Annotated in this window: 26 protein-coding genes and 3 pseudogenes; 26 read left to right on the top strand and 3 right to left on the bottom strand. The window is 32.8% G+C overall.

All coding sequences use genetic code 11. The annotated features are described in order from the left end of the window. The first annotated feature begins 37 nt into the window (after positions 1–37). The 15 genes from KAR88_RS01760 to KAR88_RS01690 all read left to right on the top strand — a co-directional run bounded on the left by KAR88_RS01760 (position 38) and on the right by KAR88_RS01690 (position 14,215). Entirely contained in the window at positions 38–589 is a 552-nt protein-coding gene (locus KAR88_RS01760) for a DUF507 family protein (protein ID WP_002779338.1), read from the top strand. 3 nt (positions 590–592) lie between these two features. After that, positions 593–1,711, top strand: a complete 1,119-nt coding sequence (gene carA / locus KAR88_RS01755) for a glutamine-hydrolyzing carbamoyl-phosphate synthase small subunit (protein ID WP_002779337.1) — start codon at positions 593–595, stop codon at positions 1,709–1,711. After that, positions 1,708–2,379: a sulfite exporter TauE/SafE family protein gene (locus KAR88_RS01750; protein WP_002779336.1), complete on the top strand. Its 672-nt coding sequence runs from the start codon at positions 1,708–1,710 to the stop codon at positions 2,377–2,379. The genes carA and KAR88_RS01750 overlap by 4 nt, the downstream gene beginning before the upstream one ends. Beyond that, complete coding sequence (gene bumS / locus KAR88_RS01745; RefSeq protein WP_002779335.1) at positions 2,380–3,594, top strand: butyrate sensor histidiine kinase-like phosphatase BumS; 1,215 nt, start codon at positions 2,380–2,382, stop codon at positions 3,592–3,594. Positions 3,595–3,597: 3 nt separating this feature from the next. Then, positions 3,598–4,266, top strand: coding sequence for a butyrate response regulator transcription factor BumR (gene bumR / locus KAR88_RS01740; RefSeq protein WP_002779334.1), 669 nt, complete (start codon positions 3,598–3,600; stop codon positions 4,264–4,266). Between the two features lie 128 nt (positions 4,267–4,394). Next, positions 4,395–5,861, top strand: coding sequence for a cytochrome-c oxidase, cbb3-type subunit I (gene ccoN / locus KAR88_RS01735; RefSeq protein ID WP_002779333.1), 1,467 nt, complete (start codon positions 4,395–4,397; stop codon positions 5,859–5,861). Between the two features lie 12 nt (positions 5,862–5,873). Beyond that, positions 5,874–6,539 carry a cytochrome-c oxidase, cbb3-type subunit II gene (gene ccoO / locus KAR88_RS01730; protein WP_002779332.1) on the top strand — a complete coding sequence of 222 codons (666 nt, stop codon included), beginning with the start codon at positions 5,874–5,876 and terminating at the stop codon, positions 6,537–6,539. 4 nt (positions 6,540–6,543) lie between these two features. Beyond that, entirely contained in the window at positions 6,544–6,807 is a 264-nt protein-coding gene (locus KAR88_RS01725) for a cytochrome c oxidase, cbb3-type, CcoQ subunit (protein WP_002779331.1), read from the top strand. Further along, complete coding sequence (locus tag KAR88_RS01720) at positions 6,807–7,670, top strand: c-type cytochrome (protein ID WP_002779330.1); 864 nt, start codon at positions 6,807–6,809, stop codon at positions 7,668–7,670. The genes KAR88_RS01725 and KAR88_RS01720 overlap by 1 nt, the downstream gene beginning before the upstream one ends. Then, on the top strand, positions 7,667–7,891 hold the full coding sequence (locus KAR88_RS01715) for a DUF4006 family protein (protein WP_072214037.1): 225 nt from the start codon (positions 7,667–7,669) through the stop codon (positions 7,889–7,891). The genes KAR88_RS01720 and KAR88_RS01715 overlap by 4 nt, the downstream gene beginning before the upstream one ends. After that, on the top strand, positions 7,888–7,989 hold the full coding sequence (locus KAR88_RS01710; RefSeq protein WP_002779328.1) for a hypothetical protein: 102 nt from the start codon (positions 7,888–7,890) through the stop codon (positions 7,987–7,989). Before KAR88_RS01715 ends, KAR88_RS01710 begins: the two co-directional genes overlap by 4 nt. Continuing rightward, entirely contained in the window at positions 7,986–8,576 is a 591-nt protein-coding gene (locus KAR88_RS01705; protein ID WP_002781181.1) for a hypothetical protein, read from the top strand. The genes KAR88_RS01710 and KAR88_RS01705 overlap by 4 nt, the downstream gene beginning before the upstream one ends. Then, positions 8,569–9,093 (top strand): FixH family protein, encoded by a 525-nt coding sequence (locus KAR88_RS01700; protein ID WP_060785399.1) that lies wholly within the window; start codon positions 8,569–8,571, stop codon positions 9,091–9,093. Before KAR88_RS01705 ends, KAR88_RS01700 begins: the two co-directional genes overlap by 8 nt. Then, positions 9,090–11,456: a PD-(D/E)XK nuclease family protein gene (locus tag KAR88_RS01695; protein ID WP_088569576.1), complete on the top strand. Its 2,367-nt coding sequence runs from the start codon at positions 9,090–9,092 to the stop codon at positions 11,454–11,456. Before KAR88_RS01700 ends, KAR88_RS01695 begins: the two co-directional genes overlap by 4 nt. Next, on the top strand, positions 11,453–14,215 hold the full coding sequence (locus KAR88_RS01690) for a RecB-like helicase (protein WP_192801272.1): 2,763 nt from the start codon (positions 11,453–11,455) through the stop codon (positions 14,213–14,215). The genes KAR88_RS01695 and KAR88_RS01690 overlap by 4 nt, the downstream gene beginning before the upstream one ends. Here KAR88_RS01690 and KAR88_RS01685 read toward each other — a convergent pair. Both KAR88_RS01685 and KAR88_RS01680 read right to left on the bottom strand, forming a co-directional pair. Then, positions 14,212–14,856, bottom strand: coding sequence for a WG repeat-containing protein (locus KAR88_RS01685; protein ID WP_002784070.1), 645 nt, complete (start codon positions 14,854–14,856; stop codon positions 14,212–14,214). The genes KAR88_RS01690 and KAR88_RS01685 overlap by 4 nt on opposite strands. 64 nt (positions 14,857–14,920) lie before the next feature. Beyond that, positions 14,921–15,655, bottom strand: a complete 735-nt coding sequence (locus KAR88_RS01680) for a molecular chaperone DnaJ (RefSeq protein WP_102134302.1) — start codon at positions 15,653–15,655, stop codon at positions 14,921–14,923. 191 nt (positions 15,656–15,846) lie between these two features. Between KAR88_RS01680 and rplM the strand changes: the two genes are divergently transcribed. The 11 genes and pseudogenes from rplM (at position 15,847) to KAR88_RS01625 (ending at position 24,939) form a co-directional block, all read left to right on the top strand. Beyond that, on the top strand, positions 15,847–16,272 hold the full coding sequence (gene rplM, locus KAR88_RS01675; protein ID WP_002779321.1) for a 50S ribosomal protein L13: 426 nt from the start codon (positions 15,847–15,849) through the stop codon (positions 16,270–16,272). A gap of 2 nt (positions 16,273–16,274) precedes the next feature. Next, positions 16,275–16,664, top strand: coding sequence for a 30S ribosomal protein S9 (gene rpsI / locus KAR88_RS01670; RefSeq protein ID WP_002779320.1), 390 nt, complete (start codon positions 16,275–16,277; stop codon positions 16,662–16,664). Between the two features lie 120 nt (positions 16,665–16,784). Next, a complete protein-coding gene (gene cadF / locus KAR88_RS01665) occupies positions 16,785–17,783 on the top strand; it encodes a fibronectin-binding outer membrane protein CadF (RefSeq protein ID WP_025096304.1) in 999 nt (332 codons plus the stop codon). 13 nt (positions 17,784–17,796) lie between these two features. Continuing rightward, positions 17,797–18,162 (top strand): GNAT family N-acetyltransferase, encoded by a 366-nt coding sequence (locus KAR88_RS01660; protein ID WP_002303448.1) that lies wholly within the window; start codon positions 17,797–17,799, stop codon positions 18,160–18,162. Then, complete coding sequence (locus KAR88_RS01655) at positions 18,163–19,602, top strand: bifunctional aminoglycoside N-acetyltransferase AAC(6')-Ie/aminoglycoside O-phosphotransferase APH(2'')-Ia (protein WP_001028141.1); 1,440 nt, start codon at positions 18,163–18,165, stop codon at positions 19,600–19,602. An 84-nt stretch (positions 19,603–19,686) separates the two neighbouring features. Beyond that, a pseudogene (gene ant(6), locus KAR88_RS01650) lies at positions 19,687–20,499 on the top strand (aminoglycoside 6-adenylyltransferase); the annotation flags it as partial. After that, positions 20,496–21,038 (top strand): streptothricin N-acetyltransferase Sat4, encoded by a 543-nt coding sequence (gene sat4, locus KAR88_RS01645; protein WP_000627290.1) that lies wholly within the window; start codon positions 20,496–20,498, stop codon positions 21,036–21,038. The pseudogene ant(6) and the gene sat4, both read left to right, overlap by 4 nt. A 92-nt stretch (positions 21,039–21,130) precedes the next feature. Beyond that, positions 21,131–21,925 carry an aminoglycoside O-phosphotransferase APH(3')-IIIa gene (gene aph(3')-IIIa, locus KAR88_RS01640; protein ID WP_001096887.1) on the top strand — a complete coding sequence of 265 codons (795 nt, stop codon included), beginning with the start codon at positions 21,131–21,133 and terminating at the stop codon, positions 21,923–21,925. Positions 21,926–22,373: 448 nt separating this feature from the next. Continuing rightward, positions 22,374–23,152 (top strand): annotated as a pseudogene (gene ant(9), locus KAR88_RS01635) (aminoglycoside nucleotidyltransferase ANT(9)). Positions 23,153–23,351: 199 nt separating this feature from the next. Further along, on the top strand, positions 23,352–23,897 hold the full coding sequence (locus KAR88_RS01630; RefSeq protein ID WP_192801432.1) for an AAA family ATPase: 546 nt from the start codon (positions 23,352–23,354) through the stop codon (positions 23,895–23,897). A gap of 175 nt (positions 23,898–24,072) precedes the next feature. After that, on the top strand, positions 24,073–24,939 hold the full coding sequence (locus KAR88_RS01625) for an aminoglycoside 6-adenylyltransferase AadE (RefSeq protein WP_001255868.1): 867 nt from the start codon (positions 24,073–24,075) through the stop codon (positions 24,937–24,939). Between the two features lie 634 nt (positions 24,940–25,573). On the opposite strand, the pseudogene KAR88_RS01620 reads toward KAR88_RS01625, so the two are convergent. Further along, a pseudogene (locus KAR88_RS01620) lies at positions 25,574–25,699 on the bottom strand (elongation factor G); the annotation flags it as partial.

The raw sequence follows: 25,699 nt of genomic DNA, 5'->3' as shown, positions 1-25,699 counted from the left end.
ATTATTATTTCAAAATTATTAGTGAAAAGGCTTGAAAATGCGTATAAAATTGCCACATATACCTTATATTACAAATAAAATAATGTTAGATATTGCACATTCCTCTTTTGTTGAAATTAAAGACAATATTGAAAAGTTAAACCCTTGCATTAAACAAATTTTAGAAGATGATCTTATGAATGAAAGAAAGCTAGATGAAAGAGTTAAAGAGCTTTTAGAACAACAAGAAGATGAAATGGAGCTTATGCAAGTAGATCGTAAAAATATGTTTTGGCTTGTTAAGAAAAAATTAGCTCCTGAATTTGGTGTGATTTTAAATTCTGAAGATAGACACAATCATTTAGCGCATAGAATTTTAGAAGAACTTATAGAAAATGATTATATTAATTTTGTGGTAAGCGAAAATAGAGTGAAAAATTTAATTTTTTCTAGCATAGATGACTATCTTAAAATTTATGAAAAATTAGAAGATGAGGTTTATGAAAAAATAAACAATTATAAAACAAAACCTATTCCAGGTAGCGAAGAATATGAGCTTATTTTTGAAAAACTTTACCAAGAAGAGCTTAGAAAAAAAGGAATGTTTTAAATTATGAAAGCTTATATTTATATAGAAAATGATATTTTTTTAACTGCTAAGGCTTTTGGCAAGGGTGGAACTTTTTTTGGCGAGCTTGTATTTAATACTTCTTTAACAGGTTATCAAGAGATAATATCTGATCCTTCTTATGCAGGGCAATTTATCGTATTTTCTATGCCAGAAATTGGTATAGTGGGAACCAATGAAAATGACAACGAAAGTAAAGAAATTTTTGCAAGTGGCGTTTTGATGAGAGAATTAAGCCCTACTTTTTCTAATTTTCGTGCTCAAAAAAGCTTACAAGAATACTTAGAAGAACATGGAAAAATAGGAGTTTATGGACTAGACACTCGCTATTTGGTAAAAATGTTAAGAGACAGCGGAAATTTAAGAGCAGTTATCTCAACTGAAATCTCTAGCAAAGAAGAATTAAAAGCAGCTTTGGAAAAATCTGCAAAAATAGATGAGATTAATTTTGTAAAAGAAGTAAGTACTAAAAAATCCTACGCTCACAAACATGGAGTTTGGAATAATGCTACCCAAAGTTACAATAAGGCTAAAAAAAATACAAAAAAAGTTGCTGTTATTGATTATGGTGTGAAAGCAAACATTCTCAATGAGCTTGTGGAAGTGGGTTTAGAAGTAGAAGTTTTTCCTTATAATACCAAAGCAGAAGAACTTATCAAGCTTTATCAAAAAGGTCAAATTCAAGGTGTATTTCTTTCAAATGGACCAGGAGAGCCAAAAATTTTAAAACAAGAAATTGCTGAAATTAAAAAATTAGCCGAGGCTAAAATTCCTATGCTTGGAATTTGTTTAGGGCATCAGCTTTTAAGTAATGCTTTTGGATATGAAACTTATAAAATGAAATTTGGACAACACGGAGCTAATCATCCTGTGATCAACTTAGAAAACAAAAGTGTTGAAATCACTGCTCAAAACCATAATTATAATGTTCCTGAAGAGCTTTGCGAAGTAGCAATTATAACGCATAGAAATCTTTTTGGAGATAATGTCGAGGGTGTAAGGTATAAAGACTATCCTATTATTTCGGTGCAGCACCATCCTGAAAGTTCATCAGGTCCGCACGAAAGTAAATATATTTTTAAAGAATTTATGAATTTAATGTGAATTTCCTTCCTCTAAATTTTGACTTTTTGGCTATATTTAGTGTAGCCTTTTTATCGAGCTTTGGGCATTGCTATTCTATGTGTGGGGGATTTATTTTAGCTTTTATGAATTTAAATTCAACCCACAAAAATTTGTTTTTATTAACTTTTATTTATCAATTATTTAGAATTTTTTCTTATATTTTATTGGGAATAATCTTTGGGATATTTGGAAATTTATTAGCTATAAATGCCAAGATTCAAAGCTTATCCTTTTTTATACTCGGTGTGTTTATGGTAATTTTAGGTTTTTCTTTAATTTTTAGAGGTAAAATCCTTGCTTTTATCGAAAATCGCACTTTTTTTGAGTATTTTATAAAAAAGATTATTAAAAAATCTATGGGTTTTAAGGGTGTAAAATCGGCAATGATTTTAGGTTTTGCTAATGGGTTTGTTCCTTGTGGTTTGGTGTATTTTTTTCTAGCGAATGCAATGAGTAGGCAAAATGTTACAGAAAGCATTTTGGTTATGCTAGTTTTTGGTCTTTCAACCCTTCCAGCAATGCTTTTTTTTGTCAAAATATCACAATATTTGGGTGTATTTTTGAAAAAAGTATTTAATTATTTATCTTATTTCATTATTGTAGCTTATGGAATAGGTTTAGCTTATATGGGTTTTAAGGCTTTTTAAATGGCAAATTCAGTTGCCGAGCAAGTTTTAAAAGTAATAGAAAAAAAGACAATTTTCTTTAAGATCAATTTGCAAGGTATAATTATCGATGCAAGTGAAAAATTTTGCAAGATAAGTGGTTATAGTAAAAAAGAGTTGATTGGAAAGCATCATTTTATTTTAAAACATCCTGATGTTAAAGAAAGTTATATCAATCAACTTTTAGGAAAACTTTGGCAAAAAGAAGCTTATTGGGTGGTTTTTAAAAATGTCGATAAGCTAGGCAAAACTTTTTATCTTGACGCATTTTTAATTCCTATTGTAGATAATAAGGGTGATTTAAATGAAATTATTGCTTTATCTTATGATATTAGCAATTCTTTTAAATTAAATGAAGAACTTGTATTAAATCATGCGAAATTGCGTGAAATTAGTGTAAATCTTGAAAAGACAGCTAAAGAGCGCAAGGAAGAATTTGCAAAACTAAGCAAAGATTTTGAGTATAAGCTTAAAGTTGCTTTAGAAAAAAATGAGAAAGATACAAAAAAGATTTATAAAGAAATTTTAAATTCTTCTATAGAGCAGATGATTAGCGATATTGCACATCAGTGGAGACAACCTCTAAATGAGCTTGGTATTGCTATGTTTCAAATGAAACAAAATGTTCAAGATGAGAAGGGTTTTACCGAAATTTATCTACAATCTAAAAGTACGATAAAAAATATGTCAGAAACAATTGATATTTTTAGAACTTTATTTAAAAATAATGAAAACGAAAAAAATCATGTTTCTTTAAGAGAAATTTTAAATAAGGTAATTGGCATTGCTTTTGAAACCATAGAAAAACATCAAGTTAATACTCGAATAATCTCAAAAACAGATTATAGAGTTATAGCGCATGAGAATGGCCTAATGAGAGTTTTTTTAAATTTAATTATAAATTCCATAGAGGCATTTAAGACTCAAAAAGTAAAAAATATTATATTTAGTTTTTCCAAATTTGGAAAAAATTATATTAAAGTCAAGGTTAAGGATAATGCAGGCGGGGTTGATGAAGATATTTTAGACAAAATTTTTCAACCCTATATTACAACTAAACATCCTAGTCAAGGTATAGGAGCGGGACTTTACATCAGCAAGCAAATCGTAGAGAGTTTTGGTGGAAAAATTCAAGTTAAAAATATAAAAGATGGTGCTTGTTTTGAGATATATTTAAAGTTGCAAGAGGGGAATTAAATTATGAAAGAATTGGTTATATTGGTTGTAGAAGATGAAGTAAAAATTAGAGAATCGCTTGTTAATGTTTTATCTTCTCGTTACAGCAAGGTAATAGGTGCACAAAATGGTGATGAGGGTTTAAAGAAATTTAAAAAATTTAAGCCCGATTTGATTATTACAGATATTGCTATGCCTATCATGGATGGGCTTGATATGGCAAAAGAAATTAAAGAAATAGCAAATGATGTTCCTATTGTAGTGCTCAGTGCTTATTCGGAAAAAGAAAGATTGTTGCGTTCTATTGATATAGGTATAGATAAATATTTAATCAAACCTGTAGATGTAGATGAACTTTTTAAAGTTTTGGATTATTTAGTGGGTGAAAAGATAGAAACTAACGCGCTTGTTGATATTTCTAAAGAGTATCAATTCAATAAGACTAAAAGAATATTAATTCATAAAGGACAAGAAATTGTTTTAACCAAAAAAGAGCTTGCTTTTATTTCATTGCTTTTAAAGCAGCCTGGGGTTTTGGTATTGCATGAAGATATTAAGAAGAATGTTTGGATAGGTGAGCATGTTAGCGATACTGCGGTTAGAACTTTTATAAAAAGAGTAAGAGATAAAGTTGGAGAAAAATTTATTAAAAATGTTCCAGGTTTGGGATATAAAATCAATATAGAAAATTAGGACAAAAAATTTCTTTAAAATATAAAAAATAACAAATGATTAACAAAAATATTGGCTTTAAGAAAAAATGTATAATTAATAGTCTATAATATAAACTTGTTATCTTAAAAATTTTAAGGAGAAAGTCGATGCACCCAGGTAATGCATTAAATTACGACTATACAGTTGCAAAATACTTTATGTTTGCGACTATATTGTTCGGGATTGTAGGTATGGCTATAGGAACTCTTATAGCTTTTCAAATGGCATATCCTAATCTAAACTATTTAGCAGGCGAATATGCTACTTTTTCAAGACTTAGACCGCTTCATACTTCTGGTGTGATTTTTGGTTTTATGCTTTCAGGGATTTGGGCAACTTGGTATTATATAGGACAGCGTGTTCTTAAAGTAAGTATGGCTGAATCCAAATTTCTAATGGCTATAGGCAAGCTTCATTTTTGGCTTTATATGATTACCATGATTGTAGCTGTAATTTCTTTATTTGCAGGTGTAAGTACCTCTAAAGAGTATGCTGAACTTGAGTGGCCTTTAGATATTCTTGTTGTGCTTATTTGGGTTTTATGGGGTGTAAGCATTTTTGGACTTATTGGAATTCGCCGTGAAAAAACCCTTTATATTTCTCTTTGGTATTACATAGCTACATTTTTAGGTATTGCTATGCTTTATCTTTTTAACAATATGGCAGTTCCAACTTATTTTGTTGCAGAAATGGGTAAATGGTGGCATAGTGTATCTATGTATGCAGGGACAAATGATGCTTTAGTTCAATGGTGGTATGGGCACAATGCGGTTGCTTTTGTATTTACTGTGGGTATTATTGCTCAAATTTATTATTTCTTACCAAAAGAAAGCGGTCAACCGATTTTCTCTTATAAACTTTCTTTATTTGCGTTTTGGGGCTTGATGTTTGTTTATCTTTGGGCAGGTGGACATCACTTGATTTATTCAACTGTGCCTGATTGGATGCAAACTATGGGTTCGGTTTTCTCTGTAGTATTGATTTTACCTTCTTGGGGTTCAGCGATAAATATCTTACTTACTATGAAGGGTGAATGGAGTCAACTTCGTGAAAGTCCTTTGATTAAATTTATGATTTTAGCATCAACTTTCTATATGTTCTCAACACTTGAAGGCCCAATTCTTTCAATTAAATCAGTAAATGCTCTAGCTCACTTTACAGATTGGATTCCAGGACATGTTCATGATGGAACTTTAGGTTGGGTTGGTTTTATGACTATGGCAGCACTTTATCATATGACTCCTAGAATATTTAGAAGAGAGCTTTATAGCAAATCTTTAATGGAAGCACAATTTTGGATTCAAACTACAGGTATAGTGCTTTATTTTGCTTCTATGTGGATAGCAGGTATCACTCAAGGTATGATGTGGAGAGCTACAGATGAATACGGCAACTTGCTTTACAGCTTTATTGACACTGTTGTAGCTATTATACCTTATTATTGGATTAGGGCAATTGGTGGTTTATTATATCTTATAGGATTTTTCATGTTTACTTATAATATTTATAAATCAATTGCTTGTGGAAAAGTGCTTGATAAAGAGCCAAAAAGCGCTTCGCCTATGGCTGCATAAAAAGGAGAGAAAATGTTTAGTTGGTTAGAAAAAAATCCATTCTTTTTTGCTGTCGCTGTTTTTATTGTGATTGCTTATGCTGGGATTATTGAAGTGCTGCCAAATTTTGCAGAAAATGCAAGACCTATAGAAGGAAAGAAGCCTTATACGGTTTTACAGCTTGCAGGACGCCAAATTTATATCAAAGATAGCTGTAATGCTTGTCATTCACAGCTTATTCGTCCTTTTAAATCTGAAACTGATCGTTATGGTATGTATTCTGTCAGTGGCGAATTTGCTTATGATAGACCTTTTCTTTGGGGTTCAAAAAGAACAGGTCCTGATTTAATGCGTGTTGGAAATTATAGAACTACAGACTGGCATGAAAACCATATGTGGGATCCTGTTTCAGTTGTTCCAAATTCTATTATGCCTGCTTATAAGCATATGTTTAAAAACAATGCCGACATGGAAACTGCTTATGCAGAAGCTTTAACTGTTAAAAAAGTGTTTAATGTCCCTTATGATACTGAAAATGGAACCAAGTTAGGTACTTGGGAAGAAGCACAAGCTGAAATAAAAGCCGAAGCACAAGCTATAGTTGATCAAATGAAAAATCAAGAGGTAAAAGATGCTTTTGCTAGGGGCGAGATTAAAGAAATCGTTGCTTTAATCGCTTATTTAAATAGCTTAAAGTAAAAATATGGAACATTTAGTGATTATTTGGAATGTGATTAAAAATTTGGTCACTTTGAATTTATCAGCAGTGCAAAAACATGAATGGGAAATTTTTCAAGGTTATGGATTTTTTCTATTTGTAATGTTTTTATCAATAGTATTGTATTCTTATTGGTATCATCTTTATAGGGCAGAAAAAAAAGGCGAGAGAAATTATGAAAAATATGCAAATCTCGCTTTGAGCGATGATATCGATGATAGTGTTTTAGAAAGTAAAAGGAGTGCTTGATGCAATGGTTAAATTTGCAAGATAATGTTAATTTATTATCTTTCATTGGAGCGATTCTTATTATATTGATTACTCTTGTAGTCGTTGGTAGAATGTTTAAATATATGAAAGAGAAAAAAGGTGAGGCAGAATTAAGTGAGCATAGCTGGGATGGCATAGGAGAATATAAAAATGCGATTCCAATAGGCTGGGCTGTTATATTCTTTCTTACCATAGTATGGGCAGTTTGGTATTTTTTATGGGGATATCCTTTAAATTCTTACTCAAGTATAGGTGAGTACAACGAAGAAGTTAAGGCTTACAATACTAAATTTGAAGAAAAATTCCAAAACTTATCTACTGAAGATAAGGTAGCTATGGGACAAAATATCTTTTTGGTTCAATGCTCTGCTTGTCATGGAATTACTGGTGATGGTATCAATGGAAAAGCTCAAAATTTAAATATTTGGGGTAGCGAAGAGGGTTTAATCGATGCGATTAAACATGGTGCAAAAGGTATGAATTTCCCAGGTGGAGAAATGCCTGCTGCTGCGGATTTGGGAATTGCTGAAGAAGATATTCCTGCGATTGCTGCTTATGTAGCAAAAGAGCTTTCTGCTATCAAGAAAACTTCTAATGAAAATTTGGTTGCTAAAGGAAAAGAGGCTTATGCAACTTGTGCAGCTTGCCATGGTGAAGATGGAAAAGGTCAAGATGGAATTTTCCCTGATCTTACAAAATACGGCTCAGCAGCATTTGTTGTAGATGTTTTACATAGTGGTAAAACAGGCTTTATTGGAGCTATGCCAGCATTTTCTATATTGAATGATACTCAAAAAGAAGCTGTTGGTGAGTATGTAATTTCTCTTTCAAGGGGTGAATAATGGAAAACACTAATAGATGCGTATTTTCTCTTTCAGGTGTTACGGGTATGCTGATTGCTACCGTTTTATTGCTTGCAATTTTAGTAGGTTTAACCATTTGGGGTCTTAAAGTTCAACAAGAAGTAATGCAACAGCCCTACAGCCTTAAAGATATCCAAAATGTTAAAATGCTTGGTTCAAAAGAACAAGATCATAAAAGCATAGGAGGGACAGCGCAATGAGTAAAGTTTTAGAATATTTGATTGTTATTGGCTTAGTTGTGACTGCTGCGATTACTGCATGGTCGGTTTTAACTGCAAACCATCTTCATATAGGATGAGAAAAATACTACAGGATGGCTTATTAGCCATCTTTTTATTTTTTATACCTGTGCAAATTCTTGCCCTTGAGCCTGTAGTTTTTAATGAAAATGTACTTAACCAAAAAGTTGTTGATGAGATTAATCTTATCGGTAAAGAACTTCAAGAAAAAAGCGGAATTTTTGCCGGCGTAGCAATTGGCGATAAGAGCGATTTTCAAACTTTATTAGACTTACATAAGCAACTCCCACAATCTTATGTTTTGCTTGTTTTATCTAAAAATTCTCATAAAGTCGATATCATAGGTTCTAAAGGAGCTTTAACTTTAATCGATAAAGAAGCTGTGCTTAGTCCTTATCCAGGAACAGGATCTATTTTGCCTATTTTAGCGACCAATAAAGGCGATATTTATAATGCGGCTATTTTAAATGGCTATGGAGATATGGTTGATCGTTTAGCACAAGCTAGAGGGATTGAATTGCAACACTCTATAGGCAATGCAAACCGCGATACTATCAATATTTTAAGAATTTTAATCTATGGCTTTATTTGCTTTGCGTTGTTATACTACGCTCAAAGAAGAATGAAAAGGAAGAAAAATGCTTGAAAGTAAAAAAACCTTTTGGCCTTATGGAATTTTAATTTCGATTTTTGCTATTGTGGTTGCTTGTGTGGCAACTATTATAGTGGCAAGCAATTATCCTGTATATGAGGATGATTTTTATTTTGACTCTTACCAAAATGTTGAAAATAATTATAATATTATCCAAAAACAACAAGAGCAATTTGATGCCTTGTTTAAGGTTGAATTTCAAAATGATAAGATTGATTTGATTGGTAAAAGAAAGATTGCAAGTTATACAATCAGTGCAGATTCTTATCTAGCGCAATTTAAAATAACAGCCTTAAACGATCAAGCAAATATACAAAATTTAAAGAGTGAAATTTTACTTACAAGACCTCACACAAGAGAATTTGATCAAAAACTTTTAGGGCAAATTCAAGATGGAGTTTTAAGTGTATCCTTGTCTCAGCTTGAAAAAGGTAGATGGCAACTCAAAATCAAACTTAGCACAGATGATGAAATAACAGGCTTTTTTAGCTATGAATTAAATGCTCAATGATACTAAGAATATTTAGTTCCTCAAGAAAGATTAAAGAATATCAAGAAAAAGCAAAGGCCAAAAACGCTTTACTTGATTCTGTTTTTCTTGTATCAGATTTTTTAGATCGAGTATGCGTGGTAAATTCTTTTAAAGCAAGCTCTTATGAGAGCTTGCTTTTAATGCAAGAAGCTTGTTTAAAAAGTAAAGATTTAGAAAAAAAACTAGGTATTTCAGCTGAATTTTTTGCTTTTTTGAAAAATAACGAATACCTTTTTTCTTTTTTTAAAGAATTAAGTTTAGAAAAAAAAAGTATACAAGATCTTAAAAACAATGACTATTACGCAACTTATAATGAGCATTTAGAAATTTTAGACGAGGTTTATACAAATTATCTTCTTTTGCTTAAGCAACACAATTTATACGATGATTTATCCTTAGCTCAAGAATATAAACTTAATTTAGATTTTTTAAACGAATACGAAAGTATATATTATGATTTACAAGGTTTTTTAAGCAAATTTGAAGAGGATTTGTTGTGTGAGATTTCTAAAATCAAAAGCACAATCATAAGCTTTAAAACAAGCAAATTTAATCTTGAATACCTACTAGAACTTGACTTTTTAAAAGATATACACTTGGAACTTGATATGTTTTATGAAGTCAATCTTTCACAAAAAAAGATTTTAAAACAAGAAAAACTTTCAAATCCTAACACTTTAGTCAAGCTAAAGGCTTTTGAGCTTAGGTCTTTACAATGTGCTTTTGTTATGGATGAAATTTCTAATTTTGTCCGAGCAGGAATAGATCCTGAAAAGATAGCTGTTATCACTCCTGATGAAAGTTTTTGTGAGCTTTTAAAACTTTTTGATAAAAACAATATGTTAAATTTTGCTAGTGGAGTAAGCATTAAAGAAAGTTTGTTTTATCAAAAGATCAAAGCCTTATATAATGGAGCAAATTCAGACGCTTTTATCTATAAGATAGATGAGAATTATTTCGAACAAGAAAAAATGATTTTTGATTATCATAATACTTTGTTGCATTATTTAGAACTTCAATTTGAAGATTTTAGAACTCGCTTTGATCAAATTTGTGATTTGCAGTATTTTGAAAATTTAATCCACAGTTTTTTAAAAGATGAAAGTCAAGAGCTTATGAATTTGGTGCAAAAAGAGCTTTGTTTTATAAAGGACTTGCTCAAAAACAAATCCTTAAAGCTTAAAGAACTCATGCAACTTTTTTTCATGCAATTAGATCAAATAAAGCTAAGTTATGTGGGTGGTGGAAAAGTCACTGTTATGGGACTTTTAGAAAGCAGGGGACTTAGTTTTGATGGTGTTGTCATACTTGATTTTAATGAAGATTTTGTTCCTAAAAGAAGTATTAATGAGTTGTTTTTAAACAATGAAGTGCGTAAAAAAGCAGGGCTTATAAGCTATGAAAGAAGAGAGAATTTACAAAGACTTTATTATGAAAATTTGATGAAAAATGCTAAAAAACTTAGCATTAGTTTTGTGGAGAATGAAGAGCAAACTCGATCGCGTTTTTTAGATGAGCTTGATTTTAATTTTTTTGAAGAAAAAACCACACCTTCTAAAGCCTATTTAAATGCTTTAAAACTCGACTATCAAGGCGTAGAGTTAAATTTAAATCCTATAAAAGTACCTGTTTTAAAACACGATATTTTTGAAAAAGAATTATCGTTTAGTCGTTTGAATTTATTTTTATATCAAAAAAGAACTTATTTTTATCGCTATATTTTAGAATTACCTGAAGCTAGAGCCTTAAGCGATGAAAGCAAGGCCAAAAATCAAGGAAATTTTATCCATAAAATGCTCGAGTTTTATTATAAGAATTATTCTAAAAATAATTTTAACCTAAAAATTTTCAATGATTTGTTAGAGCAAGAATATCAAAAATACGGCATTAGCGAACTTGAGCTTGAAATTTTTAAATTAAAATTTATACAATTTGCCAAAAATGAAGAAGAGCATTTTAAATTAGGTTATAAGGTGATTGAGCAAGAAGAGGAACATCATAAAACTTTAAATATCCAAAATCATACGATCAGGCTTAAGGGTATTGTTGATCGTATTGATAAGCTTGAGGATAAACATTTTATCATTGATTATAAAAGTGGAAAAGTCCCTGAAAAATCCTTTCAGCTAGCTTTTTATAAGGCTTTATGCGATGAAAATGCGGAAGCAAAATTTTATGATTTAAATCAAATGCAATTTGTTGAAGAAAAGGCCAAAAGCTTGGATGAGCTTAAAGAATGTCTAAAAGATTTGCTTGAGCAAAGAGAAGAAGAGATTGAATTTGAAAACGATAAAGATGAGTATTGCCCTTATAAAATCATCTACAAAAAGGATTTTAGATGAAATTTAAGCCTTTTTTAGCCTTAGAAGCAAGCGCAGGAAGCGGTAAAACTTTTGCCTTAAGTGTGCGTTTTGTGGCTCTTATTTTACAAGGAGCAAAAATAAATGAAATTTTAGCTCTAACTTTTACCAAAAAAGCAAGCAACGAAATGAAAAAAAGGATTATCGAAACTTTTTTAAATTTGGAAAAAGAAAGTAAAAAAAGCGAGTGTAAAGAGCTTTGTGAGCTTTTAGGGTGCGAAGAAGACGAGCTGATACTTTTAAGAGATAAGAAAAAACAAGAGTTTTTAAGACAAGAGCTTAAGATAAGCACATTTGATTCTTTTTTTAGTCGAATTTTAAGAGCTTTTGCTTTAAATTTGGGATTAAGTAGTGATTTTGATACAAGTGAAGAAAAGCTCGATGTTAGGGCTGTTTTTTTAAAATTACTCAACCGCCAAGAATTAAAAGATTTAGCTTATTATAAGGTGAGTTTAGAAGATAATCATGATTTTTTTGAAGAGCTTGAGAATTTCTATGAAAATGCGTATTTTAAAGAATGCGTAAGGATTCCTAATCCTTCAAAAGCTTCTATCAATCAAGCCTATGATGATTTAAGGGTTTATTGTTTAAGCTTAGATCATGTCAAAGGATATAAATATTTATGCACGCATTTTAAAGATGAAGTGCTTCAATTAAGCCAATTTGCAAAGTCAGATCTTTTGAATTTAACAGGTGCTCCAAAATACTTGCAAGAATTAGAAGATAGCGATGCTAAATTCAGCCAAAAAAGAAAAGCATTCATCAAAGCTTTAGATGCTTATGCTAAAGAGCTTGAAGAATATAAGATCGCAAATTTAATGAATCTTTTAAGCCATTTTAGCAAGGCTAAAGATATCATCCAAAAAGATAAAAATACTTTAAGCTTTAGCGATATTAGCCGAAGGGTGCTAGATCTTATCAGAAGTGATTTTAAAGATATGATTTATTTTCGCTTGGATGGCTATATTTCTCATTTATTAATCGATGAATTTCAAGATACTAGCGTGGTGCAGTATCAAATTTTAAGACCTTTGATCGCCGAGCTTGTTTCGGGCGAGGGCGTGAAGAAAAATAGAACCTTTTTTTATGTGGGCGATAAAAAACAAAGTATCTATCGTTTTAGAAAAGGCAAAAAAGAACTTTTTGATTTGTTGCAAACTGAATTTAAACAAATTCAAAAAGATCAACTCACGATCAATTACCGCTCTAAACAAATTTTGGTTGATTTTGTCAATAAAACCTTTCAAAGCAAGATTAAAGACTACACCCCTCAACTTTCTTTAGAAAGCAAAAAAGGTGGCTTTGTGCGTGTGATCGAGTCGCAAGAAACAAAGGTGGATAAAGATCAAGCTAAAGAAATTCAAGATAAAACCCTAGAAGCTTTGCTAGAGCAGCTTAAATTTTTAAAAAGTAAAAATATCATTTATGATGATATTTGCATTTTGTGTTGGAAAAATAACGATGCGGATATGATTTTGGATTTTTTACACGAGCAAGATATCCCAGCCTTTACTCAAAGTAATATTTTACTCGAAAATAAAGCCTGCATAAGAGTGCTTTTAGAATACGCTAAATACTGCATTTTTGGCGATAAGTTTTACTTGCATTTTTTAAAAGAAATGTTAGGTTTTGAGCCTTTGAAATTAAAGCTTGATTTGGCAAAAAGTGCTGTGCAAAATGTGCTTTATTTGATCAAAGAATTAAAACTTGATCTTAATGATATGGCTTTGATTCAGTTTATAGAATACGCTAAAAGCAAGGATGATTTTTTAAAGCTTTTGTTTGAGCCTTGCACTTTAAAAATTATGAGTGAGCAAAATAGAGGTATAAATATCATGACTGTGCACAAATCCAAGGGCTTGGAATTTGATCATGTGATTTTACTTGATAGTCTTTCAAAAAACAATCCCAACAATAAAACCATAATGCTTGAGTACGATATCGATCAAGGTTGGGAGCTTCACATAAAAGATAGCTACCGAAAAGCGACTCAAGAGAGCGAATATAAAGCTTTTATAGATAAAATCACAAAAGCAGATTACGAAGATGATATCAATAAGCTTTATGTTGCTTTTACAAGAGCAAAAGACAATCTTATCATCATCAAAAGAAATGCCTCGTTTCAAAGTGGAAATTATCCAAGTTATTTAAACACTATGCTTGATATTGAAATTCAAGAATTAGGCGAGATAGAAATTCAAACCAATGACACCCACTTACCTCAAAAAGAAAGCTTTCAAGCCTTAATGGAATTTGAAAAAATTCCTTTGCAGGATATAGAAAGAAAAGAAAATACAAGCTCGGATGAAATTTATTTTGGAAATGCTTTTCACTTTTTTATGCAGAATTTAAAGCTTCCACAAGGAGAAAATTTTGACATTCTTTGTCAGAAGGTGAGTGGTAAATTTAGACATTTTTTAAATCACGATGATTTTGAAAGGCTTTTTAAAAGGATAAAAAATTTACTTGCTAATGCCCAATTTCAAAAACTCATCGAAAATAAAAAATTGCTCAAAGAGCAAGCTTTGAGTTTTCAAGGTGAGATTAAACAGCTTGATTTGCTTGCTTTAGGCGAGGATGAAGCTATCATTATAGACTATAAAACGGGTTTGAATTTCAACAAGCATAAAGAGCAGGTTTTGCTTTATAAAGAAGCTATAGAGAAGATTTTGGCTAAGAAATCAACTCAAGCTTTTTTAGTTTATGTTTTAGAAGATAAGGTGGAGATAATAGAGATTTAATAGCCTATATCATCAAATTTAGGCTCGATTACAATTTTTCCACTTTTATCTATAAAACCGTATTTTCCATTTAACCCAACTCCTGCCAATCCTTCCCAAAAGCTCCAAATATCATCAAATTCAGGCTTTGCTATAATTTCCCCGTTTTTATCTAAGAAGCTCCACTGTCCATCGATTTTTACCCTTATTAAATCACCGCTTACAAAGATACCAGCAAAACAAGCTTTACCATCTCCATCATCGCATTTTTCTTTATAGATAGTTTGGAGCATTTTACAGTTACTTTCATCATCGTAGTGGCATTTTTCCTCAAGTTTGCTTATATAGACTCTGCTGTATTTTCCACCATAAAAATACTGATATATGCTTAGCGAAGCTATCAAAAAGAAACTCACCATGCTAATTATGATTTTGCTTTTGTGTTTTGCGATAAATTCTTTTCTTTGTTTGAGACTTTTTTCTCTTTCTTCTTGAGCTATTTTTCTTTTCTCTTCTTCTAGTCTTCTTAATTCTTCTTGTTTCCTTCTTTCTTGTTCTAGTTTTTCTTCTGCTTGCGGATCGTATAAATCACTATTTCCACACTCTTTGCAGAATTTAGCTATATCTAAATTTTTTGTATTGCAATGATTACAAATAAGCATTATGCACCCCTTGTTTCTTTGATGATTTCATAAGCTAAATTGATCTTTTTCATCATCTCTTGAGCTATTTTAAAAGTTCAGGTGGAAGTTCTTTGGAGTAGAGATTGTCATAGTGGTACTCTTTGGCTAATTTTCTATAATTTTTCTTGATAGTTTCAAAATCATCCTTAGGATGAGAATTTAAAATTTCATAAGCTTGTTCGAGAGTGATTGTAAATTTGTCTTCTTTTGGTTGTTCTTGCTGTGCTTTTTCATGAGTAAAATTATAAATTTGTTCATATTTTAGCTTTACTTCTCTAAATTTTATAAGGTTTAATCCAAGTCCTACGATGATATTTTCCATAAGAGCATTTTCATTTGCGCTCATTTTTGCATCATAATATATCAAATCAAGCAGTAAACATATGAGAAAATCGATTTCTTTCTCGTAAAATCTTGCACTAGTGCAAAGTTCATGGATGCTTCTGCCTTGATTTTTTTCATACTCAAAAATGCTTGCATAAGTATTTCTAAATCCACTGTATTCTTTAGAATAAAACATCTCTATCTTATCGAGCAAAGAAGATATAAATTTGGATAAATCTTTTGTGATGATTTTATCATCTGCTTTTGCAACTTTTGCCAAAAGCGCTACTATGATAGCGGGATTTTTACTGTAAATATAATCAAGCCTTTGTCTTGCGGGATGATTTAATTCTTTTCCACAAAATATACAAAATTTAGCATCTTCTTCAGGGTTTATCTTAAGACAATTTTTACATTGAAGATACTCTTGAATTTTAAATTTTAAAGAAAACAAAATAAAACCTTATTTTTAATATAATAAAAAGTAATTTTAACAAGGATATACTTAAAATGTAATATTTTATCTGTGCTAGCGAGATAAAAATAAAAAGGCTACTAAACTTTAAATATTCTTAAATTAAGTATTATTTAAGTAAAAATAATTATAATCTCATTTTTAAAAAATTTTTGGCAAAGGTAAAAATTATGACAAAGATAACAAAGCCAAACGAAGTTAAACGAGAATGGATTGTTTTAGACGCAGAAGGCAAACGCTTTGGTCGTCTTTTAACTGAAGTAGCAACAATTTTAAGAGGTAAAAACAAACCTTGCTTTACTCCTAATGTTGATTGTGGTGATTATGTGATTATCATCAATGCTTCAAAAGCTGTATTTACAGGTGCAAATAAAGCAGAAGATAAGCTTTATCACAGACATTCAGGATATTTTGGAAGCGTAAAAAGCGAAAAATTCGGAGATTTACTTGAAAAAAATCCTGCAAAATTATATAAATTAGCAGTTAGAGGTATGCTTCCTAAAACAAATTTGGGTAGAGCGATGCTTAAAAAATTAAAAATTTATGCGGGTAGTGAGCACCCACACACTGCGCAAATTGCTAAAGAAGGAAAATAATCATGGCAACAACATATGCAACAGGTAAAAGAAAAACTGCTATAGCAAAAGTATGGGTAAAACCAGGTAGCGGTAAAATCAGCGTTAATGGTATCGATTTAAATACTTGGCTTGGTGGACATGAAGCGATCAAGCTTAAAGTAGTTCAGCCTTTACTTGTAACTAAGCAAGAAACTTCAATGGATATCAAAGCAACGACTTTAGGTGGTGGTTATAGTGCTCAAGCAGAAGCTTTAAGACACGGAATTTCAAGAGCTTTAGCGGCTATGGATGCTGATTTTAGAGCTTTATTGAAACCTAAAGGACTTCTTACTAGAGATAGCAGAACTGTTGAGCGTAAAAAATATGGACGCCGCAAAGCAAGAAGAAGCCCACAATTCTCTAAACGTTAATCTTTGGCGGGATTTTCCCGCTTTTTATATTTTATCTCTATTTACTATTTATTTTTTTATATTTTATGATATAATTGAACTTCGTACTACTTAAGTGAATTTATCTATGAAAGGCTTTTGATGAGAAAGTTATTGCTATGTTTAGGGTTGGCAAGCGTTTTATTTGGTGCAGATAACAATGTAAAATTTGAAATCACTCCTACTTTGAATTACAATTATTTTGAAGGTAATTTAGATATGGATAATCGCTATGCACCAGGGATTAGACTAGGGTATCATTTTGATGATTTTTGGCTTGATCAATTAGAACTAGGTTTAGAACATTACTCGGATGTAAAATATACAAATTCTACTCTTACCACCGATATTACTAGAACTTATTTGAGTGCTATTAAAGGCATTGATTTAGGTGAGAAATTTTATTTTTATGGTTTAGCTGGTGGGGGATATGAGGATTTTTCTAAAGGCGCTTTTGATAATAAAAGTGGAGGATTTGGCCATTATGGAGCAGGTTTAAAATTTCGCCTTAGTGATTCTTTAGCTTTAAGACTTGAAACAAGAGATCAAATTTCTTTCCATGATGCAGATCATAGTTGGGTTTCAACTTTGGGCATTAGTTTTGGTTTTGGCGCTAAGCAAGAAAAAGTTGTAGTGGAGCAAACAAAAGAAGTAGTTAATAAACCTCAAGTTGTAACCCCTGCTCCAGCTCCTGTAGTCTCACAATCAAAATGTCCTGAAGAACCAAGAGAGGGTGCTTCGCTGGATGAGAATGGTTGCGAAAAAACAATTTATTTAGAGGGACATTTTGATTTTGATAAAGTAAATATCAACCCAGCCTTTGAAGAACAAATCAAAGAAATTGCTCAAATTTTAGATGAAAATGTAAGATATGATACTATTTTAGAGGGTCATACTGATAATATAGGTTCTAGATCATACAATCAAAAACTTTCAGAAAGACGCGCTAACAGCGTTGCAAAAGAGCTTGAAAAATTCGGTGTAGATAAAAGTCGTATCCAGACAGTTGGTTATGGTCAAGATAAGCCACGCTCGAGCAATGACACTAAAGAGGGTAGAGCAGATAATAGAAGAGTAGAGGCTAAATTTATTTTAAATTAATGAAGATGATAATATGGTTTTTGATATTGATAATTTAAAAGGATTTCTTAATGATACCAGTTCATTTGGGTTTATAGCTAAAGAAAATAATAAAATTATAGGATTTGCATATTGCTATACACTTTTAAGACCTGATGGAAAAACAATGTTTTATTTACACTCAATAGGAATGTTACCTAACTATCAAGACAAAGGTTATGGTTCAAAATTATTATCTTTTATTAAGGAATATTCTAAAGAGATTGGTTGTTCTGAAATGTTTTTAATAACTGATAAAGGTAATCCTAGAGCTTGCCATGTATATGAAAAATTAGGTGGTAAAAATGATTATAAAGATGAAATAGTATATGTATATGATTATGAAAAAGGTGATAAATAAATGAATATAGTTGAAAATGAAATATGTATAAGAACTTTAATAGATGATGATTTTCCTTTGATGTTAAAATGGTTAACTGATGAAAGAGTATTAGAATTTTATGATGGTAGAGATAAAAAATATACATTAGAATCATTAAAAAAACATTATACAGAGCCTTGGGAAGATGAAGTTTTTAGAGTAATTATTGAATATAACAATGTTCCTATTGGATATGGACAAATATATAAAATGTATGATGAGTTATATACTGATTATCATTATCCAAAAACTGATGAGATAGTCTATGGTATGGATCAATTTATAGGAGAGCCAAATTATTGGAGTAAAGGAATTGGTACAAGATATATTAAATTGATTTTTGAATTTTTGAAAAAAGAAAGAAATGCTAATGCAGTTATTTTAGACCCTCATAAAAATAATCCAAGAGCAATAAGGGCATACCAAAAATCTGGTTTTAGAATTATTGAAGATTTGCCAGAACATGAATTACACGAGGGCAAAAAAGAAGATTGTTATTTAATGGAATATAGATATGATGATAATGCCACAAATGTTAAGGCAATGAAATATTTAATTGAGCATTACTTTGATAATTTCAAAGTAGATAGTATTGAAATAATCGGTAGTGGTTATGATAGTGTGGCATATTTAGTTAATAATGAATACATTTTTAAAACAAAATTTAGTACTAATAAGAAAAAAGGTTATGCAAAAGAAAAAGCAATATATAATTTTTTAAATACAAATTTAGAAACTAATGTAAAAATTCCTAATATTGAATATTCGTATATTAGTGATGAATTATCTATACTAGGTTATAAAGAAATTAAAGGAACTTTTTTAACACCAGAAATTTATTCTACTATGTCAGAAGAAGAACAAAATTTGTTAAAACGAGATATTGCCAGTTTTTTAAGACAAATGCACGGTTTAGATTATACAGATATTAGTGAATGTACTATTGATAATAAACAAAATGTATTAGAAGAGTATATATTGTTGCGTGAAACTATTTATAATGATTTAACTGATATAGAAAAAGATTATATAGAAAGTTTTATGGAAAGACTAAATGCAACAACAGTTTTTGAGGGTAAAAAGTGTTTATGCCATAATGATTTTAGTTGTAATCATCTATTGTTAGATGGCAATAATAGATTAACTGGAATAATTGATTTTGGAGATTCTGGAATTATAGATGAATATTGTGATTTTATATACTTACTTGAAGATAGTGAAGAAGAAATAGGAACAAATTTTGGAGAAGATATATTAAGAATGTATGGAAATATAGATATTGAGAAAGCAAAAGAATATCAAGATATAGTTGAAGAATATTATCCTATTGAAACTATTGTTTATGGAATTAAAAATATTAAACAGGAATTTATCGAAAATGGTAGAAAAGAAATTTATAAAAGGACTTATAAAGATTGATTATATAATATATGAAAAGCTATTATAAAAGACATTAGTATTAAATAGTTTAAAAAAATGAAAAATAATAAAGGAAGTGGAAAGATGGATTTAGAAAAAACAAAATTTCAGGATTATGATATTACATATTTTGTAAGTGATATAGAACCGTTTATATCTAATGATGACTGGCTTAATCAATTTGGGAATATAATAATGATGCAAAAGCCGGAGGATATGGAATTATTCCCACCTGAAGAAAAGGGATTTTCCTATCTTATGCTATTTGATGATTACAATAAAATTGATCTTACCTTATTGCCCTTGGAAGAGTTAGATAATTACCTAAAGGGCGATAAATTAATAAAGGTTCTAATTGATAAAGATTGTAGAATTAAAAGGGACATAGTTCCGACTGATATAGATTATCATGTAAGAAAGCCAAGCGCAAGGGAGTATGATGATTGCTGCAATGAATTTTGGAATGTAACACCTTATGTTATTAAAGGATTGTGCCGTAAGGAAATTTTATTTGCTATTGATCATTTTAATCAGATTGTTCGCCATGAGCTGCTGAGAATGATATCATGGAAGGTCGGCATCGAAACAGGCTTTAAATTAAGTGTAGGCAAGAACTATAAGTTTATTGAAAGGTATATATCCGAGGATTTGTGGGAGAAACTTTTGTCCACCTACCGGATGGATTCCTATGAAAACATATGGGAAGCATTATTTCTATGCCATCAATTGTTCAGGGCGGTATCCGGTGAGGTGGCGGAAAGGCTTCATTATGCCTATCCGGAGTATGATAGGAATATAACAAAATATACCAGGGACATGTATAAAAAATACACTGGTAAAACCGGCTGCCTGGATAGCACATATGCCGCTGATATAGAAGAGAGGCGGGAACAGTGATTACAGAAATGAAAGCAGGGCACCTGAAAGATATCGATAAACCCAGCGAACCATTTGAGGTGATAGGTAAGATTATACCGAGGTATGAAAACGAGAATTGGACCTTTACAGAATTACTCTATGAAGCGCCATATTTAAAAAGCTACCAAGACGAAGAGGATGAAGAGGATGAGGAGGCAGATTGCCTTGAATATATTGACAATACTGATAAGATAATATATCTTTACTACCAAGACGATAAATGCGTCGGAAAAGTTAAACTGCGAAAAAATTGGAACCGGTACGCTTATATAGAAGATATCGCCGTATGTAAGGATTTCAGGGGGCAAGGCATAGGCAGCGCGCTTATCAATATATCTATAGAATGGGCAAAGCATAAAAACTTGCATGGACTAATGCTTGAAACCCAGGACAATAACCTTATAGCTTGTAAATTCTATCATAATTGTGGTTTCAAAATCGGCTCCGTCGATACTATGTTATACGCCAACTTTGAAAACAACTTTGAAAAAGCTGTTTTCTGGTATTTAAGGTTTTAGAATGCAAGGAACAGTGAATTGGAGTTCGTCTTGTTATAATTAGCTTCTTGGGGTATCTTTAAATACTGTAGAAAAGAGGAAGGAAATAATAAATGGCTAAAATGAGAATATCACCGGAATTGAAAAAACTGATCGAAAAATACCGCTGCGTAAAAGATACGGAAGGAATGTCTCCTGCTAAGGTATATAAGCTGGTGGGAGAAAATGAAAACCTATATTTAAAAATGACGGACAGCCGGTATAAAGGGACCACCTATGATGTGGAACGGGAAAAGGACATGATGCTATGGCTGGAAGGAAAGCTGCCTGTTCCAAAGGTCCTGCACTTTGAACGGCATGATGGCTGGAGCAATCTGCTCATGAGTGAGGCCGATGGCGTCCTTTGCTCGGAAGAGTATGAAGATGAACAAAGCCCTGAAAAGATTATCGAGCTGTATGCGGAGTGCATCAGGCTCTTTCACTCCATCGACATATCGGATTGTCCCTATACGAATAGCTTAGACAGCCGCTTAGCCGAATTGGATTACTTACTGAATAACGATCTGGCCGATGTGGATTGCGAAAACTGGGAAGAAGACACTCCATTTAAAGATCCGCGCGAGCTGTATGATTTTTTAAAGACGGAAAAGCCCGAAGAGGAACTTGTCTTTTCCCACGGCGACCTGGGAGACAGCAACATCTTTGTGAAAGATGGCAAAGTAAGTGGCTTTATTGATCTTGGGAGAAGCGGCAGGGCGGACAAGTGGTATGACATTGCCTTCTGCGTCCGGTCGATCAGGGAGGATATCGGGGAAGAACAGTATGTCGAGCTATTTTTTGACTTACTGGGGATCAAGCCTGATTGGGAGAAAATAAAATATTATATTTTACTGGATGAATTGTTTTAGTACCTAGATTTAGATGTCTAAAAAGCTTTAACTACAAGCTTTTTAGACATCTAATCTTTTCTGAAGTACATCCGCAACTGTCCATACTCTGATGTTTTATATCTTTTCTAAAAGTTCGCTAGATAGAGTTCTATATTAGAGATGTAAAGAGTTTTGGTGAAGAGGTTTGTGAGTATGGCTTTTATAACCAGGGTGCAATGAGAAGCACTAACAGCAGCTAGCTTAAGAACGCATAGGATATACTTTTTATGGAAGTCACAGAGGAGGAATAAAATTTGAACAGGATTAACAGAGTAAAGATGCATAACACCATGAACATTTTCCTCGTTATCAGCTGCGAAAAAGATCAGCAGGTGATTGTCTATTGTTTGCCATAGCCTTAGAATTAGCCTTAGACGCTGTTTTATCAGTTGTTGAGGAGTAAAAATAAATACATATAGGAGTTACAATGAATATAAATGAATTTCCACAACAAGTAAATCAAGTTATTTCAATAGCAGAAACCATATTACAAGGTCAAATATTGGGGATATATTTATATGGTTCAGCAACAATGAATGGGCTGCGTCCAGATAGTGATATAGATATACTGATAATTACTAAACAAGAATTGAGTAATTCAATCAGAGCAGATCTAACAAAGCAATTATTGAAAATTTCTGGCTCCGTAGGCTGTATTGAAAAAAGACCTTTAGAGGTAACTATTATCAATCAATCTGATATTGTTCCGTTGCAATTTCCGCCAAAATGTCAGTATATGTATGGTGAATGGCTAAGGGGAGAGATGGAAGCAGGAGAATATCCGCAAGCCTGCAATGACCCAGATATAATGATTTTATTATGGCAAGCAAGAAAAAATAGCATAACTTTGAAGGGGGCGGAAAGCAAAGAGCTTATTCCCGCTATCCCATTTCACGAAATTAAAAAAGCAATTCGGTTTTCTTTACCTGGTTTGATTTCCAGCTTTAAGGGTGATGAAAGAAATGTGTTATTAACCTTATCACGAATGTGGTTTACTTTAGTAACAGAAGAAATCACGACAAAAGATGTTGCCGCAAAATGGGTAATTTTAAAATTGCCGGAGAGATTCCCCCCCCCCTGCTAACAACGGCAAAGGAAGCTTATTTGGGAAATTTGTCTGATGAATGGGAGACAGTAGAAAAGGAAGCGATGGCACTTGTAGAATATATGAAAAAACAAATTGAGGAATTACTTAGAACAGAGTAGCAAAGTTAGCGGGGCCAATCAACGGTCAAGATGAACGGCGCATAAATGCGCCGCCGTTGACAGTCCCGCCCGTCTTTGCTGATGGGCAATCAAGGCGGGAAAGCCCTAAAATGGCTTCCCGCCCATTTCAATCTTGAGAGAAGAAACGCTCCAAAACCAGAAAGAGAGCGGTAAATCTGAATTGCGAGGGAGAATATAGATGAATCAAGGTAGAATTATTGTAATCACAGGTGCGCCGGGGACAGGAAAAACTACAACGGCATCTGCTGTTGCAAAAGAATCAGATTTGGAAAAGTCTGTGCATATGCACACAGATGACTTTTATCATTATTTGAGTAAAGGGGCAATACCACCGCATTTGCCAGAATCAAATGAGCAAAATTTGATTGTCATTGAAGCGTTTTTAGAAGCTGCGAAGCGATATGCTCGTGGTGGATATGATGTAATTGTTGACGGTATTATCGGACCGTGGTTTTTAAAGCCGTGGCAAAGTCTTGTTCGGGAACATTATGAGGTGCATTATATTATTTTAAGGGCAAGTAAGGAAGAAACCATGAAGCGAGCTATCGAACGCTCAAAGTTAGACAGAGAAACAAATATTGAATTAGTTGAAACAATGTGGAATCAATTTTCCAATTTAGGAATCTATGAATTAAATGTTATAGATACAACTGCGCATTCAATCAAAGATACTGTTTCAGCAATAAAAGAAAGAGTTGCATGTGGGACGTCTTTACTATCTTAGACATTCCCATTTGTCAGGAAGATAGCAAAGCCAGCCGAGCCAGTCAACGGTCAAGATGAACGGCGCATTTCATGCGCCGCCGTTGACAGCCCCGCCCGTCTTTGCTAAAGGGTAATCAAGGCGGGAAAGCCCTAAAATGGCTTCACACCTATTTCAATAATTGGAGGAGATAAAAATGAGATCAGAAAAGGAAGTTTATGATATTGTTTTGAATTTTGCAAAAACAGACAAACGCATTCGCATGGTTACTTTGGAAGGATCTAGAACAAATACAAATATTCCGCCTGATGATTTTCAGGATTTTGATATTACTTTTTTTGTTACGGATATGGACAGCTTCACAAGTGATGATAAATGGCTAGATATATTTGGTGAAAGGTTGATTCTGCAAAAGCCGGAAGATATGGAATTATTTCCAGCTGTAGAAAAGGGATTTTCATATTTAATGCTGTTTACTGATGATGTTAAGATAGATTTAACTTTGCTGCCGCTGGAACTGATAGACGAGTATTTTACATGGGATAAACTGGTAAAGTTACTGTTGGATAAAGACAACCGTATCGTAAAGCCGCCAATACCAACGGATATAGACTACCACTTGCAGAAGCCTACTCAAAGAATGTTTGACGATTGCTGTAATGAATTTTGGAATACTACAACATATGTAGTAAAGGGCTTATGCCGCAAAGAAATTCTTTTTGCTATTGACCATATGAATGATATAGTACGAAAAGAATTGCTTCGCATGATTTCCTGGCTGATTGGTATCAAACAGGGATTTCATTTCAGTTTGGGAAAAAACTATAAATTTATGAAGCAATATGTCCCAGAGGAATTGTGGGAACGACTTATGTCCACTTATAATATGGATTCCTATCCCCATATGTGGGAATCCTTTGAACAATGTATGGCATTGTTCCGGGAGGTTTCGTCAGAAGTGGCATGCCAGTTGGATTACCAGTATCCACTATATGATGAAAAAATCAGTAATTATGTGATTCGGCAAAAGAAAAAATATGGCATTGAAGATGATAACAAATAAAATTTTTTCAATCGAAAAAATTTATTTTGATTATTCAATTTTGAAAAACTGAATACCTCAAAATCAGAAAGAGAGCGGCCAAGCACTTTGAGGGATTGGCCGCCTTGTCCACCCATCCAGCGGGACAGCGGGCGGAGGTCAAGGCCGGGTGTAACCCCGTTCATTTCAGCCTTGACGGTTGCCCGTTGTCCTGCTACTTTTCCGGGAGTGTGGCCACAACTTCGGGACACTTTGTCCACAAGTCGGAGCGTAGGACGAGGGACGGGGGCTTTCATATACGCCCTGTCTGCTGATGAAACCAGACCTGCGCTTGCGGCTCCACGCCACGCAAGCACAGCCCTGTTTTCTTGCCGCTTCAAATCTTGCCGCTTCAAATGCCCTTGCCCTCCCCGGCGGCAACGGCATTTTCACGACAACGCCGACAGAGCGTATAACACACTACACTTTGCTTCGCAAAGTCGTGTGCCAAATGGGGGCGTTGCCCCCTTTGGAAACCCCCACAAGAAAAGGCGGTACGCTACCCCCCTCCACGGGGCGCATACCGCCTTTTCTTGTTATCCAGCCCTCCGGCTGTATCGGTTGAGCAAAAGTCAGCGTGGAATTAGTGTGGTCTCTTTATCTAGGTGATACCCCCTATGGACAACCCGACAGAAGCCCAGAAAGGATTTGGCGGGACTTCTATGTGGATGGTATATTCTGCTTTTCTAAGCGGTCTTTCCATATATATAACAGTAGGCTCTTTTATTTCTGCCTCCACATG

It is taken from the genome of Campylobacter sp. JH23 (assembly GCF_017846595.1).
Taxonomy (GTDB): Bacteria; Campylobacterota; Campylobacteria; order Campylobacterales; family Campylobacteraceae; genus Campylobacter_D; species Campylobacter_D coli.
This window is presented reverse-complemented; position numbering and strand designations above follow the sequence as displayed.

Excerpts from the sequence above, each read along its gene's own strand:
- KAR88_RS01625 (WP_001255868.1), top strand. The coding sequence starts at position 24,073 with ATGAGATCAGAAAAGGAAGTTTATGATATTGTTTTGAATTTTGCAAAA.
- KAR88_RS01695 (WP_088569576.1), top strand. The coding sequence starts at position 9,090 with ATGATACTAAGAATATTTAGTTCCTCAAGAAAGATTAAAGAATATCAA.
- KAR88_RS01710 (WP_002779328.1), top strand. The coding sequence starts at position 7,888 with ATGAGTAAAGTTTTAGAATATTTGATTGTTATTGGCTTAGTTGTGACT.
- ccoO (WP_002779332.1), top strand. The coding sequence starts at position 5,874 with ATGTTTAGTTGGTTAGAAAAAAATCCATTCTTTTTTGCTGTCGCTGTT.
- rplM (WP_002779321.1), top strand. The coding sequence starts at position 15,847 with ATGACAAAGATAACAAAGCCAAACGAAGTTAAACGAGAATGGATTGTT.
- bumR (WP_002779334.1), top strand. The coding sequence starts at position 3,598 with ATGAAAGAATTGGTTATATTGGTTGTAGAAGATGAAGTAAAAATTAGA.
- KAR88_RS01630 (WP_192801432.1), top strand. The coding sequence starts at position 23,352 with ATGAATCAAGGTAGAATTATTGTAATCACAGGTGCGCCGGGGACAGGA.
- ccoN (WP_002779333.1), top strand. The coding sequence starts at position 4,395 with ATGCACCCAGGTAATGCATTAAATTACGACTATACAGTTGCAAAATAC.
- KAR88_RS01760 (WP_002779338.1), top strand. The coding sequence starts at position 38 with ATGCGTATAAAATTGCCACATATACCTTATATTACAAATAAAATAATG.
- KAR88_RS01690 (WP_192801272.1), top strand. The coding sequence starts at position 11,453 with ATGAAATTTAAGCCTTTTTTAGCCTTAGAAGCAAGCGCAGGAAGCGGT.
- KAR88_RS01685 (WP_002784070.1), bottom strand. The coding sequence starts at position 14,856 with ATGCTTATTTGTAATCATTGCAATACAAAAAATTTAGATATAGCTAAA.
- carA (WP_002779337.1), top strand. The coding sequence starts at position 593 with ATGAAAGCTTATATTTATATAGAAAATGATATTTTTTTAACTGCTAAG.
- KAR88_RS01720 (WP_002779330.1), top strand. The coding sequence starts at position 6,807 with ATGCAATGGTTAAATTTGCAAGATAATGTTAATTTATTATCTTTCATT.
- KAR88_RS01705 (WP_002781181.1), top strand. The coding sequence starts at position 7,986 with ATGAGAAAAATACTACAGGATGGCTTATTAGCCATCTTTTTATTTTTT.
- cadF (WP_025096304.1), top strand. The coding sequence starts at position 16,785 with ATGAGAAAGTTATTGCTATGTTTAGGGTTGGCAAGCGTTTTATTTGGT.
- rpsI (WP_002779320.1), top strand. The coding sequence starts at position 16,275 with ATGGCAACAACATATGCAACAGGTAAAAGAAAAACTGCTATAGCAAAA.
- KAR88_RS01655 (WP_001028141.1), top strand. The coding sequence starts at position 18,163 with ATGAATATAGTTGAAAATGAAATATGTATAAGAACTTTAATAGATGAT.
- bumS (WP_002779335.1), top strand. The coding sequence starts at position 2,380 with ATGGCAAATTCAGTTGCCGAGCAAGTTTTAAAAGTAATAGAAAAAAAG.
- KAR88_RS01725 (WP_002779331.1), top strand. The coding sequence starts at position 6,544 with ATGGAACATTTAGTGATTATTTGGAATGTGATTAAAAATTTGGTCACT.
- KAR88_RS01660 (WP_002303448.1), top strand. The coding sequence starts at position 17,797 with ATGGTTTTTGATATTGATAATTTAAAAGGATTTCTTAATGATACCAGT.
- KAR88_RS01700 (WP_060785399.1), top strand. The coding sequence starts at position 8,569 with ATGCTTGAAAGTAAAAAAACCTTTTGGCCTTATGGAATTTTAATTTCG.